Raw genomic sequence first — 12,752 nt, forward strand, 5'->3', positions numbered from 1 at the left:
GTCGAATGACCCTGACCGCTCCCGGTTCCGCCCAGGCAGACGTGCACGCCGGTGGCCCCGTGCCGCCCAACCCGGCCAAGGGCCTGGTCTGTCGCAACTGTGGCGCCACCTTCGGCCTGATCGCCGAGCACGCCTGCGCCGAGTGCTTCGGCCCGCTCGAGGTCGACTACGACAAGGACCTCCTGCGGGCGGTCACCCGCCAGCAGATCGAGGCCGGCCCGCAGAACATCTGGCGGTACGTGGCCCTGCTGCCGGTGGGCCACGACCCCGCCGACCGGGTCACCCTCGACCCGGGCATGACGCCGCTGGTGCGGGCCGACCGGCTCGCCGCCGAGCTGGGCCTCACCGGCGGGCTGTGGGTCAAGGACGACTCGGCCAACCCCACGCACTCGTTCAAGGACCGGGTGGTGAGCCTGGCCGCGACCGCGGCGAAGACCTTCGGCTACGCCAAGATCGCCTGCGCCTCCACCGGCAACCTGGCCAACTCGGTCGCCGCGCACGCCGCCCGGATGGGGCTGCCCTCGTTCGTGTTCGTGCCCAGCGACCTGGAGCCGGGCAAGATCACCCAGTCCGCGGTCTACGGGCAGGCGCTGGTCGCCGTCGACGGCAACTACGACGACGTCAACCGGCTGACCAGCGAGCTCGCCGAGACCGACGAGTTCGAGGACACCGCGTTCGTCAACCAGAACGTCCGGCCCTACTACGCCGAGGGCTCGAAGACGATGGGCTACGAGATCGCCGAGCAGCTGGGCTGGCGCATCCCGGCCCAGGTGGTCATCCCGATGGCCTCGGGCTCGCTGCTGACCAAGGTCGACAAGGCCTGGCGCGAGCTGGTCGCCGCCGGCATCGTCGAGGACACCGAGTGGAGGGTCTTCGGCGCCCAGTCGGCCGGTTGCGACCCGATCGCCACCGCGTTCGACAACGGCTGGGACGTCGTCAAGCCGGTCAAGCCCACCGGCATCGCCAAGTCGCTGAACATCGGCAACCCCGCCGACGGGCCCTACGCCCTGGACGCCATCCGGCGCACCGGTGGCTCGGTCGGCCGGGTCGGGGACGACGAGATCGTCGCCGGCATCCGCGACCTGGCCCGCACCACCGGGGTGTTCGCCGAGACCGCCGGCGGCGTGACCACCGCGGTGCTGCGGCAGCTGGTGGAGAAGGGGCTGCTGGACACGGCGAAGGAGACCGTCGTCCTGAACACCGGTGAGGGGCTCAAGACCCTGGACCCGCTGCTCCCGGTGGTCGGCCCCTCGCACCACGTCCAGCCGTCGCTGAGGTCGCTCCGCGAGGCCGGCCTCATCGCCTAGGCCCCGTCCGGAGGTCGCCCCGAGCGTGCGAGGGGTGAGGGGGACGGGGTCCCTTAACACACCAGCGGGTGACCCGCGCGCGGGCCAGTGACCAAGAACACCCCGTTCCTGTACCGTTCCGCGCGGTTTCAGTTCCACGTTCGTGATCGGCGGGCGGAAGGGCGAGACCCGACCTCCCGGATGCAGGGGGGTCGTCCGCACGCACCGAACGTGGGAGCACACGTGGCACAGGGCACCGTGAAGTGGTTCAACGCCGAGAAGGGCTTCGGCTTCATCGCCGTGGACGGCGGCCAGGACGTCTTCGTCCACTACTCGGCCATCCAGATGGACGGGTACAAGAGCCTCGACGAGGGCCAGCGGGTCAGCTTCGAGGTCGTCCAGGGCGAGAAGGGGCCGCAGGCGGACGCCGTCCGCAGCGCCTGACCGGCGGCACCACCGCCGCCCTCACCGGCGGCGCAGCGAGGCCCGGTCCCCCTCGGGGGCCGGGCCTCGTCGTGTTCCGCGACCGGGCCTGCTGCCTGCGGGAACAGCCGGAGCCGACCCCCCGTTCTTGCACTCGCACAGGCCGAGTGCCAGACTCCTTCTTGGCACTCACGCCTGTCGAGTGCCAACCAGGTCGGAACGGTGAGGTACCGGGACGTGGGCCGCAGGAGCGTCCACGCCACCAGTGCCGTCCGTCGCGGGCGCCGGAGCCGGCCGTGCAGCGATCCACGCTCGGAGGACATCACCACATGGCCAAGATGATCGCGTTCAACGAAGAGGCGCGCCGCGGCCTCGAGCGAGGGATGAACACCCTCGCCGACGCCGTCAAGGTGACCCTCGGCCCCCGTGGCCGGAACGTCGTGCTGGAGAAGAAGTGGGGCGCCCCCACCATCACCAACGACGGTGTCTCCATCGCCAAGGAGATCGAGCTCGAGGACCCCTGGGAGAAGATCGGGGCCGAGCTCGTCAAGGAGGTCGCCAAGAAGACCGACGACGTCGCGGGTGACGGCACCACCACCGCCACCGTGCTGGCCCAGGCCCTCGTCCGCGAGGGGCTGCGCAACGTCGCCGCCGGCGCCAACCCGATGGCCCTGAAGAAGGGCATCGAGAAGGCCGTCGCCTCGGTCTCCGAGTACCTCCTGACCACCGCCAAGGACGTCGAGACCAAGGAGCAGATCGCGGCCACCGCCTCGATCTCCGCCGCGGACCCGGCCATCGGCGAGCTCATCGCCGAGGCGATGGACAAGGTCGGCAAGGAAGGCGTCATCACCGTCGAGGAGAGCAACACCTTCGGGCTCGAGCTCGAGCTCACCGAGGGCATGCGCTTCGACAAGGGCCACCTGTCGGCCTACTTCGTCACCGACACCGACCGCATGGAGACCGTGCTCGACGACCCGTACATCCTGGTCGTCAACAGCAAGATCTCCTCGGTCAAGGACCTGCTCCCGCTGCTGGAGAAGGTCATGCAGTCGGGCAAGCCGCTGGCCATCATCGCCGAGGACGTCGAGGGCGAGGCCCTCGCGACCCTGGTGGTCAACAAGATCCGTGGCACCTTCAAGTCGGTCGCCGTCAAGGCCCCCGGCTTCGGTGACCGCCGCAAGGCCATGCTCGCCGACATCGCCATCCTCACCGGTGGTCAGGTCATCAGCGAGGAGGTCGGCCTCAAGCTGGAGAACGCCGACCTGTCCCTGCTGGGCCGGGCGCGCAAGTTCGTCACCACCAAGGACGAGACGACCATCATCGAGGGCGCCGGTGACGCCGACCAGATCCAGGGTCGCGTCAACCAGATCCGTGCCGAGATCGAGAAGTCGGACTCCGACTACGACCGCGAGAAGCTGCAGGAGCGCCTGGCCAAGCTGGCCGGTGGCGTCGCCGTCATCAAGGCCGGTGCCGCGACCGAGGTCGAGCTCAAGGAGCGCAAGCACCGCATCGAGGACGCGGTGCGCAACGCCAAGGCCGCCGTCGAGGAGGGCATCGTCGCCGGTGGTGGCGTCGCCCTGGCGCAGGCCACCGCCGTCGCCTTCGAGAAGCTCGACCTCGAGGGTGACGAGGCCACCGGTGCCGCCATCGTGCGCGTCGCGCTCGAGGCCCCGCTGAAGCAGATCGCCGTCAACGCCGGCCTCGAGGGCGGCGTCGTGGCGGAGAAGGTCCGCAACTCCGAGACCGGGCACGGCCTCAACGCCGCCACCGGCGAGTACGTGGACCTGGTCGCGGCCGGCATCATCGACCCGGCCAAGGTCACCCGCTCGGCGCTGCAGAACGCCGCCTCCATCGCGGCGCTCTTCCTCACCACCGAGGCCGTCATCGCCGACAAGCCGGAGAAGAACGCCCCGGCCATGGCCGGTGCCGGCGACGGTGGCATGGGCGGCATGGACTTCTGACGAAGGACCACGTCGCCCCCCACGACGCGCTCCGCGCGCCGCGGGTCCCTGCGACGTAGCCGCACCAGCACTGCCCGGCAGGGGCGGTCCCGCTTCCGCGGGGCCGCCCCTGTCGGCGTCCGTGGCTGGGTCCGACTCCAGCCGGCCGCGACACGTCGGTGATCACCTCGGGCTGACGGGGGTCACCGGCCGGGTGAGACGCCGCTCAGCCCGTGGTGATCACGTCGGGTGCTGGCTGGGTCGCTCATGACCCGTCGGGGGCGAAGCAGCAGAACTCGTTGCCCTCGGGGTCGGCGAGCACGTCCCAGCTGATCGAGCCGGTGGCGTGATCGGCGTCGTCCCGGGCGCGCACCACGGTGGCGCCGAGGGCGAGCAGCGCGGCGGTGTCGCCCACGACGTCGTGGTGCACCCGGTTCTTGACCGTCTTCGGCTCCGGCACCGGGTTGACCCAGATCCGTGGCCCGGCGCCGGCCGGGTCGACGATCAGCACCGGGCCGGCGAGGTCCGCACCGGGCGGGGCGTGCCGGGTGTATCCCATCGCGGCGCACCACCAGTCGGCCAGCGCCTGGTGGTCGACGGCGTCCAGGCACAGGTCCAGGAACCGGGCGGGGGAGTCGGTCATGGCCGAGCAGGGTAGGCGGCTCCGGTGACGGTGGTCATCGGGACGTCGGGCTGGCAGTACCGCGACTGGCGCGGCCGCTTCTACCCGCCGGTGCTGCCGCAGCGGCTGTGGCTGGAGCACCACGCCGAGCACTTCGCCACCGTGGAGAGCAACAACGCCTTCTACCGGCTGCCCGAGCGCCAGACCTTCGAGCGCTGGCGTGAGCGCACCCCGCCGGACTACCGGTGGGCGGTGAAGGCCTCCCGGTTCCTCACCCACCTCAAGCGGCTGCGCGACCCGGCCGAGCCGGTGGCCCGGCTGATGGAGCGGGTCGTCGGGCTGGGCGACCGGCTGGACGTCGTCCTGCTGCAGCTGCCACCCACGCTGCAGGCCGACGTCGACCTGCTCAACGAGTGCCTGGGCCAGTTCCCGGCCGGTACCCGGGTGGCCGTGGAGCCGCGGCACGTGAGCTGGTGGACCGACGAGGTGCGCGCGCTGCTGGAGCGGTACCAGGCGGCGTTGTGCTGGGCCGACCGCGGCGAGCAGCCGGTCGCGCCGCTGTGGCGCACGGCCGAGTGGGGGTACCTGCGGCTGCACACCGGCCGCGACGGCTGGGACTACCGCCCCGAGACCCTGCAGCTGTGGGCGCAGCGGCTGCAGGAGACCTACGGCGACGACGACGTGCTGGTCTACCTCAACAACGACCCGGGCGGTGCGGCCACCCGGGACGCGGTCACCCTCGCCGACGCCGTCCGGGCCGCCGGCGGCACGCACACCCGGGTGCCGACGATGGCGCAGGCCAGCGGCGCGGCCTGGCCGCCCAAGCCGCCCCCGCGGAGTCAGAGGACGGCGGGGTCCTCGGCGAAGGCGACGCCCAGCTGACCGGCGGCCTGCTCCAGCACCGCCTGCACGGCGAGGGTGTCGGCCAGCGGCATCACGGCGCTCTCGGTGCGGCCGGCGCGCAGGCACTCGGTGACCTCGATCAGCTCGTGCGAGTAACCGCCGCCCAGCTGCGGGAGGGTGATCTCCTCAGCGTTCGCCCCGGCGCGGTGCAGCACGATCGTCTGCGGGTGGTGGAAGCGGGGGAGGACGTCGATCCAGCCCGCCGTCCCGAACACCCGTGCCTGGCCGGGCAGGGCGTTGCGCAGCGAGGTCATCAGCGTCGCCGAGCGACCGTCGGCGTACCCGAGCAGCAACGACGCCTCGGCGTCGACGCCGGTCTCGAACCGCGAGCCGGTGGCGGTGACGGTGTCCGGGTCGCCGAGCAGCATCTGGGCGAAGGAGACGACGTAGACGCCCAGGTCGAGCAGCGCGCCGCCGCCGAGCTCACGCGCGAACAGCCGGTCGGTGGGGTCGAACTCGCGCTGCACGCCCAGGTCGGCCTGCACCGAGCGCACCTCCCCGATGGCGCCGTCGGCGACCAGCTCCCGCAGCCGGACGACGGCCGGCTGGAAGCGGGTCCACATCGCCTCCATGACGAAGACGTCGGCGGCCCGGCTGCGCTCGACGACCTCTCGGGCCCCGGCGACGGTGGCGGTGAACGCCTTCTCCACCAGCAGCGCCTTGCCCGCCTCGATGGTGGCGAGCGCGACGGCGTGGTGCTGCGGGTGCGGGGTGGCGACGTACAGCACGTCGACGTCCGGGTCGGCGAGGACCTCGGCGTAGGAGCCGTGCGCCCGGTCGATGCCGTGCCGGCCGGCGAAGTCCCGGGCGCGGTCCAGCGAGCGGGAGGCGACCGCGACCGCCCGCGCCCCGTCGACGACGGCGAAGTCCTCGACCACCTTCTCCGCGATGCGGCCCGGCCCGACGACTCCCCAGCGGATCTCCTCAGTCACGCCCTGACCGTAGCCGGGGCAGACTGTCGGGGTGGCACTGCTGATCGACACCCCGGTGTGGCCCTGGCGGGGGCGGCGGTGGTCGCACCTGGTCAGCGACACCGGCTACGACGAGCTGCACGCCTTCGTCCAGCAGCACCTCGACATCCCGCGCCGGGCGTTCCAGGGCGACCACTACGACGTCCCGGAGGAGCTGTACGCCCGGGCGGTCGCCGCCGGCGCCGAGCCGGTGGGCAGCCGGGAGCTGCTCCAGCGGCTGATGGCCGCCGGGCTGCGCCGCAAGAAGGCCCGGGCCTAGTAGGACTCCTCCGTGGTGGAGCGGCGGACCGGGCCGCCCTCGTACCCGTCGGTGCGCACCACGCGGCGGCGGCGCGGTGCCCAGACCGCCAGTTCGACGAGGACGCCCAGCGCGCCGACGGCCATCAGGATCCAGCCGACGACGTCGAGGTCGACGCCGCTGACCTGGGCGCTCACCGCGAAGGTGAGGATGGCGCCGAGAGCGAGCAGGAAGATGCCGGTACCGAGGCGCACGAGGAACTCCTCCGTCAGGCGACCGGTCCCGGACGGGAGCCGCCGGGTCGGCGGCGGGTCGCCGGGCCACCCTGGACCAGGGGCGCGCCCGGCGCGACCCGATGATCACCCGATCGGGTGGACCGGGTCAGCTGCGGGCGCGCAGCAGGGTGAGCTCGGCGGTCAGGTTGGCCCGGGCCGGCTCGGTCCACCGCTCGGCCGCGGCCGGTACCCGGAACAGCTGCGGCAGGGCCAGTAGCTGCTCCAGCACCGCGATCCGCCCGGCGGTGAAGTCGGCGTCGGAGAGGTGGCCGTACTCCGCGCGCACCGCGGAGGCGTAGCCGGCGTAGGCCGCGGGCGGGCTGGCCAGCACGGCCAGGTCGGCGTCGCAGAGCACGGCCCCGTTCGGGTCGTCGTCCGCCGGGTCGTGGCCGGCGGTGAGCAGCACCAGGCGCTCCACCTCGGCGACCGTGGCGTCGGGGACCAGCCCGAGCAGCCCGATCCGGGCGCGGGCCGCGCTGACCTCCTCGTTGTCGCTGCGCTCCGGGTCGTAGGCGACGTCGTGGTACCAGGCGGCCAGCCGGACGGCGGTGGGGTCGGTCGCGTGCCCGGCCAGCTGGTCGACGATGCCGAGGACGGCGGCCAGGTGGGCCAGGTCGTGGTAGCTGCGGTGCGGCTCGGACCAGGCGCCCACCAGCGCGGCCCACTCGGTGCGCGAGGTCTCGGAGTCCCCGGCCAGCGCCGTCCAGTCCTCGAAGCCGACGCCGCTCATGGGCGCGAGTCTGGCACGGCTGGGCGAACGGGCATGGCTGGCGAACGGGCATGGCTGGCGAACGGGCATGGCTACCGTCGGCGCGTGACGCAGCCACCCCCGCCGCCGCCCGGCTGGTACCCCGACCCGGCCGGGGGCGGCGGCGTCCGCTGGTGGGACGGCCGGGACTGGACGGCGCACGTGCAGCCGCCCCAGCCGCACGGCGGGCCGCGGTCGGTGCTGCTCGAGCAGCCTGTGCTCGTGGTCGAGCAGCGGGCGAAGCTGGTCGAGCTGACCAACGAGTACGCGGTGTCCGACGGGAACGGCCAGCAGCTGGGCGCCGTCGTCCAGATCGGGCAGAGCGCGCTGCGCAAGGCCTTCCGGTTCGTCTCCCGGTACGACCAGTTCCTCACCCACCGGCTGGAGGTGCGCGACCCGACCGGCGTGGTGGTGGTGCTGACCCGGCCGGCGAAGCTGGTGCGCTCCCGGGTCCTGGTGACCGGGCCCGACGGCCGCCCGGTGGGGGAGATCGTGCAGGCCACCGTGCTCGGCCGGATCCGCTTCGACCTCGTGGCTGGGGGTCAGCTGGTGGGTGCGGTCCAGGCGGAGAACTGGCGGGCCTGGGACTTCGCGATCACCGACGCGGGCGGGGTCGAGGTCGCCCGGATCACCAAGCGGTGGGAAGGCCTGGCCCGGACGCTGTTCACCACCGCGGACCGGTACGTCGTCCAGGTGCACCGGCGGCTGGAGGAGCCGCTGGCCGGCCTGGTGCTGGCGGCCGCGCTGACCGTGGACACCGCGCTCAAGCAGGACCGGCGCGGCCTCGACTGAGGCCCCCGCCATGTGTGTCGGGCCGACCCTCGCGGGTACGGTGAACGACGTCCGGGCCGGGCGACCTGTGTCCCCGGGCTCCACTAGATAACTGCCGCTGGGGAACACCGCCCCGACTCCGGTCGGGGGCCTGGAGCCCCAGATGTGCAAACCGCCGCGAGGCGACCAGCGCTCGGTCCGGACCCACTCCGCAGAACGGCCCCTCTCCTGGTCGGAGAGGGGCCGTTGCGCGCTTCTCAGTCCTCCGTCTGGCCGAGCAGCCAGCCGTGCTCGCCGGCCAGCTCGTTGGCCGCCGCCGGGCCCCAGGACCCGGGCTCGTAGGGCTGCACCTCGGGCCGGTCGTCGAGCACCGGCTGCAGCGCCCGCCAGGTCTGGGCCAGGCCCTCGCTGGTGGTGAACAGCGACCGGTCACCGACCAGCACGTCGTGGATCAGCGACACGTAGGGCGGCAGCGGCTCACCGCCGGGGATCTTCGACAGGTCCAGCGACACCCGGGCCGGGGCCATCGCCAGGTCGGGGCCGGGGCGCTTGGCCATCACGTCGATGTCGACCGCGCCGGCGCCGGCCAGCGACAGGGAGACCACGTTGCCGTTCGCCGGCACCCCGTTCACCGGGCCCTTCGGCCGGTGCAGCACCAGGCTGACCCGCTGCTGCTTGGCCGCCATCCGCTTGCCGGTGCGCAGCAGGAAGGGGACGCCCCGCCAGCGGCCGGAGTCGATGAACAGCCGGGCGGCGACGAAGGTGTCGGTCTGGCTGTCGTCGGGCACGCCGTCCAGCTCGCGGTAGCCGTCGAACTGGCCCAGCACGACGTCCTCGGGGGCCAGCGGGCGGAAGTTCTTCAGCACCGACTCGCGGGCGGAGAGGATGTCGTCGGCGGAGAAGCTGACCGGCGGCTCCATGGCGACCTCGGCGGCCACCTGGAACAAGTGGGTGACCAGCATGTCCAGGGTGGCGCCGGTGGCGTCGTAGAAGTCGGCACGGTCGGCGACGTCGAGGTCCTCGGGGACGTCGATCTGCACCTGGGCCACGTGCTCGCGGCTCCAGATGTGCTCGAACAGCCCGTTGGCGAAGCGCAGCACGTGCAGGTCCTGGGTGCCCTCCTTGCCCAGGAAGTGGTCGATCCGGAAGACCTGCTCCTCGTCGAACACCGAGTGCACGACGCCGTCGAGCTCGCGGAAGCCGTCGGGGGAGTCGCCGAAGGGCTTCTCGTAGACCACCCGCGAGCCCTCGGCCAGCCCGTGGGCGCCCAGCGCCTCGGTGTAGCCGGTGAAGGCCTTGGGCGGCAGCGACAGGTAGTGCACCAGCTGGGCGTCCTCGCCGACCTCGGCGCGGGCCTTCCCGACGACGTCCAGCAGCTGGCCGGGGTCGTCGGCGGTGAAGCCGCCGCCGGCGAAGCGCAGCCGGGTGCGGAACTCGTCCCACGGCCCGTCGTCGGGCGCGGGCCCGAACTCCTCCAGCGCGCCGCGCACGTGCTCGACGAACTCCTCGTCGGTGCGCTCGCCGCGGCCGCTGCCGATGAGCCGCCACTCGTCGGGCAGCAGGCCCTGCTGGGCCAGCTGGAAGAAGGCCGGCAGCACCATCCGCCGGGCCAGGTCACCGGTCGCGCCGTACAGCACGAACACGGTGGGGGTCAGGTCGTTCGTCGTCCCGGTGTCGGACACGGGGCTCCTCTCGATGGGCGCCGCGGGGCGCCGTCCAGTGGTTCGTGTGTCCCCAGCGGTTGGTCCCCACGCCGGTGAGGTGGACGACCCGTGGAGCTCGTGTGGTGTGGAACCGCGGACACCCGGGCAGCAGTCCCGGTGTGACCCGACACCATCGTGCCCTGCCCGCCGTCGCGATCGCAGCCGCGGTCGCGCTCTCCTCCGCCTGCGGGTCCGGGGACGGCGCCTCCGTCGCCGGCGACGAGCTGTCGCCGTCCTCACCGGCCACGGCCGGGGCCACGACGGTGGCGCCGGACGGGGAGGCCGGCAGCGGACAGCAGGCCGAACTCGAGTTCGAGGACCAGGCCGGCGACGGCAGCACCGTGGTCGTGGGCACCGTCTCGGCGCCGGAAGGGGGCTTCGTCGTGCTCACCGCCGACGGCGCCGACGACGCCGTCCTCGGCTGGTCCGAGGTCCAGGTCGGCACGTCGGCCGACGTCGAGGTGACCCTCGACCCGCCGCTGGACGCCGACACCGACCTGGTCGCGACGCTGTACGCCGACACCGACGGCGACGGGTCCTTCGACCCCGAGGCCGACGAGGTGGTGCCCGCGCCGATCGACGGCGGGGACACCGACGACGACGTCTCCGAGCTCTCCGACCCGGTGCAGGACGACGCCCGGTACAGCCTCGGCTGACCGTGGTTCCGCACCGGGGGATCCGGGGCATGGGCAGACCGTGACCCGTCTGCGCGCCGCCGTCCTCCTCGCCCCCGCCACCGTCCTCGTGCTCTCCGCCTGTGGCGGGGGCGACGAGGACGGCGACCCGGCCCCGGCCGTGGGGACCACCTTCGCCAGTGACTCGGCGGCCGCCTCGTCGGCGACCGCGACCGGCAGCGCGGCGGCCACCGGCGAGGTCGCCGACGTCGCGTTCGAGGACCAGTCCGGCGCCGGTGACTCCGCCGTCGTGGCCCGCGTCGTCCTGCCGGTGGCCGGTTTCGTGGTGATCACGGCCGACGACGGGGACGACGGGACCGACGACCTGCTGGTGGGCACCGTCGCGCTGCCGGCCGGGGAGTCCACCGACGTCCAGGTGCCGCTGTCCCCGGTGCTGACCGAGGACACCGACCTGGAGGCCACCCTCTACGGCGACACCGACGACAGCGGCACCTTCGACCCGGCGATCGACCAGCAGGTGCCCGACTCCGACGACGAGGGCGATGACGACGGAGATGACGACGGCGACGTCTCGGAGGACGCCGACTACGACGTGCGCTGATCCCCTCGGGATGCCGGAGGTGAGCCGGCTCACTACGGTGAGCCGGACGCCGCGGCACCGACGGAGGGCAGCCCCATGGCCGGCACCACAGAACAGGTCACCGGGACGACCGAGCGACACCGACTGCCGATCCGGACGCTGGTCTCGGCCAGCATCGGCAACGCGGTCGAGTGGTTCGACTGGACGGTCTACGCGACGTTCGTCGTCTACTTCTCCACCCAGTTCTTCCCCAGCGACAACGAGGCGCTGGCGCTGATCGGCGCGACGTCGACCTACGCGCTGGCGTTCTTCTTCCGGCCGCTGGGCGGCTGGCTGCTCGGCCGGTTCGCCGACCTGCGCGGCCGCAAGGCCGGCATGCTGCTGACCATCCTGCTGATGGCCGGCGGCTCGCTGGTCATCGCGGTCCTGCCCACCTACGAGGCGGTGGGCTGGCTGGCGCCGATCCTGCTGCTGCTGGCCCGCATCGCCCAGGGCATGTCGCTGGGTGGTGAGGTCTCCAACGCCTCGGCCTACCTCGCCGAGATCGCCCCGCCGGCCCGGCGCGGCCGGTACTCGGCGTTCTTCTACATCTCCACCGGCACCGCCCTGCTGGCCGCCTCGCTGCTGGGCGTGCTGCTGACCAACGTGCTCGACGACGACCAACTGAGCTCGTACGGCTGGCGGATCGCCTTCGCCATCGGCGGGCTGCTGGGCTTCGTCGGGCTGTGGCTGCGCCGCTCGCTGTCGGAGACCGACCAGTTCGAGGAGAACGCGGCCAAGGCCCGGGCGGTGAAGAACCCGCTGTGGATGACGGTCAAGGAGCACCCGCGGGCGGTGCTGCAGCTGTGCGCGTTCACGATGCTGTCGACGCTGTCGTACTACACGTTCTTCAGTGCCCTGACCCCGTTCGCGATCAACTTCCGGGACGCCGACGCCAGCGACGTCTTCGTCGCGCTCTCGATCGGGACGGCGCTGTTCGTGGCCTGCTGCTACCCGTTCGGCGCGCTGTCGGACCGGTTCGGCCGCAAGCCGCAGATGCTGGTGTGGGCGGCCGGGATCGCGTTGCTCATCGTGCCGCTGTCGTTCCTGGTGCAGGACGACCTGGGCTCGCTGGTCGTCGTCTTCAGCACCGGGCTGGTGCTCTACGCGCTGCTGGCCTCGATCGCCCCGGCGGTGATGAGCGAGCTGTTCCCGACCGAGCTGCGGGCCACCGGCATCGGCGCCTGGTACAACCTCACCGTCGCCGTCTTCGGCGGGACGGCACCCCTGGTGATCACCGCGCTGTCCGAGGCCGGGCACCCGCTGTGGTTCTTCTGGTACGTCGCGGTGGCGGCGGCGATCGCCTTCTGCGCGATCCTCACCCTGCGCGAGACCAAGGGCACCGAACTGCGCTGACCTGAGGGGCCTCAGACCGCTGGGGCCCACCTGAGGGGTGCACCACTGCGTGGTCGACCGATGTGCCGGCCACCCCCTCAGGACGAACGTCCTCCTCGTCCCGATCGAACGGCACGAGGAGACGTCATGACGCAGTACCCGAACCCGGCACTGGAAGCGGAGCTGGCCTACCGGCACGAGCTGATCCGGTCGGCGTCCCGGCGCAGCGGGAGCCGCCGGGGCTCCTGGCTGGGGCGGCGGCGAGCGCACTGAGCGGGTCGCC

15 protein-coding genes are annotated in these 12,752 nt (G+C 72.7%); 10 read left to right on the plus strand and 5 right to left on the minus strand.

Annotated features, from left to right (window positions below; translation table 11 throughout):
* The first annotated feature begins 5 nt into the window (after nt 1-5).
* The 3 genes from thrC (at nt 6) to groL (ending at nt 3,670) form a co-directional block, all read left to right on the plus strand.
* Nucleotides 6-1,307: a threonine synthase gene (thrC, locus tag ACJTNH_RS08800; protein WP_458174678.1), complete on the plus strand. Its 1,302-nt coding sequence runs from the start codon at nt 6-8 to the stop codon at nt 1,305-1,307.
* A gap of 222 nt (nt 1,308-1,529) precedes the next feature.
* Entirely contained in the window at nt 1,530-1,730 is a 201-nt protein-coding gene (locus ACJTNH_RS08805) for a cold-shock protein (RefSeq protein WP_369140645.1), read from the plus strand.
* A 308-nt stretch (nt 1,731-2,038) separates the two neighbouring features.
* A complete protein-coding gene (groL, locus tag ACJTNH_RS08810) occupies nt 2,039-3,670 on the plus strand; it encodes a chaperonin GroEL (RefSeq protein ID WP_458174680.1) in 1,632 nt (543 codons plus the stop codon).
* A 244-nt stretch (nt 3,671-3,914) separates the two neighbouring features.
* Here groL and ACJTNH_RS08815 read toward each other — a convergent pair whose 3' ends face one another.
* The gene (locus ACJTNH_RS08815) at nt 3,915-4,292 is read right to left on the minus strand and encodes a VOC family protein (RefSeq protein ID WP_458174682.1); all 378 of its coding nucleotides are present in this window, start codon (nt 4,290-4,292) and stop codon (nt 3,915-3,917) included.
* Between the two features lie 24 nt (nt 4,293-4,316).
* Between ACJTNH_RS08815 and ACJTNH_RS08820 the strand changes: the two genes are divergently transcribed.
* Complete coding sequence (locus ACJTNH_RS08820; RefSeq protein ID WP_458174684.1) at nt 4,317-5,153, plus strand: DUF72 domain-containing protein; 837 nt, start codon at nt 4,317-4,319, stop codon at nt 5,151-5,153.
* Here the strand turns inward: ACJTNH_RS08820 and ACJTNH_RS08825 are convergent.
* Entirely contained in the window at nt 5,111-6,106 is a 996-nt protein-coding gene (locus tag ACJTNH_RS08825) for a Gfo/Idh/MocA family protein (protein ID WP_458174686.1), read from the minus strand. The two genes, ACJTNH_RS08820 and ACJTNH_RS08825, sit on opposite strands and share 43 nt — an antisense overlap.
* Nucleotides 6,107-6,137: 31 nt before the next feature.
* Here ACJTNH_RS08825 and ACJTNH_RS08830 point away from each other — a divergent pair, with 31 nt between their 5' ends.
* Nucleotides 6,138-6,404 (plus strand): DUF4031 domain-containing protein, encoded by a 267-nt coding sequence (locus tag ACJTNH_RS08830; RefSeq protein WP_458174688.1) that lies wholly within the window; start codon nt 6,138-6,140, stop codon nt 6,402-6,404.
* Here ACJTNH_RS08830 and ACJTNH_RS08835 read toward each other — a convergent pair.
* Together ACJTNH_RS08835 and ACJTNH_RS08840 are read right to left on the minus strand one after the other, a co-directional pair.
* Nucleotides 6,401-6,637, minus strand: coding sequence for a DUF6458 family protein (locus tag ACJTNH_RS08835; RefSeq protein WP_458174690.1), 237 nt, complete (start codon nt 6,635-6,637; stop codon nt 6,401-6,403). The two genes, ACJTNH_RS08830 and ACJTNH_RS08835, sit on opposite strands and share 4 nt — an antisense overlap.
* A 127-nt stretch (nt 6,638-6,764) precedes the next feature.
* Entirely contained in the window at nt 6,765-7,388 is a 624-nt protein-coding gene (locus ACJTNH_RS08840) for an HD domain-containing protein (RefSeq protein WP_458174692.1), read from the minus strand.
* 84 nt (nt 7,389-7,472) lie between these two features.
* Here ACJTNH_RS08840 and ACJTNH_RS08845 point away from each other — a divergent pair, with 84 nt between their 5' ends.
* A complete protein-coding gene (locus ACJTNH_RS08845) occupies nt 7,473-8,198 on the plus strand; it encodes a phospholipid scramblase-related protein (protein ID WP_458174694.1) in 726 nt (241 codons plus the stop codon).
* A 236-nt stretch (nt 8,199-8,434) separates the two neighbouring features.
* Here ACJTNH_RS08845 and ACJTNH_RS08850 read toward each other — a convergent pair whose 3' ends face one another.
* The gene (locus ACJTNH_RS08850) at nt 8,435-9,859 is read right to left on the minus strand and encodes a glucose-6-phosphate dehydrogenase (protein ID WP_458174696.1); all 1,425 of its coding nucleotides are present in this window, start codon (nt 9,857-9,859) and stop codon (nt 8,435-8,437) included.
* Between the two features lie 140 nt (nt 9,860-9,999).
* On the opposite strand from ACJTNH_RS08850, the gene ACJTNH_RS08855 reads away from it, so the two are divergent.
* From ACJTNH_RS08855 to ACJTNH_RS08870, 4 genes are all read left to right on the plus strand, one after another.
* A complete protein-coding gene (locus tag ACJTNH_RS08855) occupies nt 10,000-10,536 on the plus strand; it encodes a DUF7282 domain-containing protein (RefSeq protein WP_458174698.1) in 537 nt (178 codons plus the stop codon).
* 40 nt (nt 10,537-10,576) lie between these two features.
* The gene (locus ACJTNH_RS08860; RefSeq protein ID WP_458174700.1) at nt 10,577-11,116 is read left to right on the plus strand and encodes a DUF7282 domain-containing protein; all 540 of its coding nucleotides are present in this window, start codon (nt 10,577-10,579) and stop codon (nt 11,114-11,116) included.
* A 75-nt stretch (nt 11,117-11,191) separates the two neighbouring features.
* Complete coding sequence (locus ACJTNH_RS08865) at nt 11,192-12,490, plus strand: MFS transporter (protein ID WP_458174702.1); 1,299 nt, start codon at nt 11,192-11,194, stop codon at nt 12,488-12,490.
* Between the two features lie 126 nt (nt 12,491-12,616).
* Nucleotides 12,617-12,742: a hypothetical protein gene (locus ACJTNH_RS08870; protein ID WP_458174704.1), complete on the plus strand. Its 126-nt coding sequence runs from the start codon at nt 12,617-12,619 to the stop codon at nt 12,740-12,742.
* The last annotated feature ends 10 nt before the right edge of the window (nt 12,743-12,752 follow it).

Source organism: Modestobacter lacusdianchii, assembly GCF_054177765.1.

Coding starts and splice junctions, on each gene's coding strand:
- groL (WP_458174680.1), top strand. CDS start 2,039: ATGGCCAAGATGATCGCGTTCAACGAAGAGGCGCGCCGCGGCCTCGAG.
- thrC (WP_458174678.1), top strand. CDS start 6: ATGACCCTGACCGCTCCCGGTTCCGCCCAGGCAGACGTGCACGCCGGT.
- ACJTNH_RS08865 (WP_458174702.1), top strand. CDS start 11,192: ATGGCCGGCACCACAGAACAGGTCACCGGGACGACCGAGCGACACCGA.
- ACJTNH_RS08815 (WP_458174682.1), bottom strand. CDS start 4,292: ATGACCGACTCCCCCGCCCGGTTCCTGGACCTGTGCCTGGACGCCGTC.
- ACJTNH_RS08870 (WP_458174704.1), top strand. CDS start 12,617: ATGACGCAGTACCCGAACCCGGCACTGGAAGCGGAGCTGGCCTACCGG.
- ACJTNH_RS08840 (WP_458174692.1), bottom strand. CDS start 7,388: ATGAGCGGCGTCGGCTTCGAGGACTGGACGGCGCTGGCCGGGGACTCC.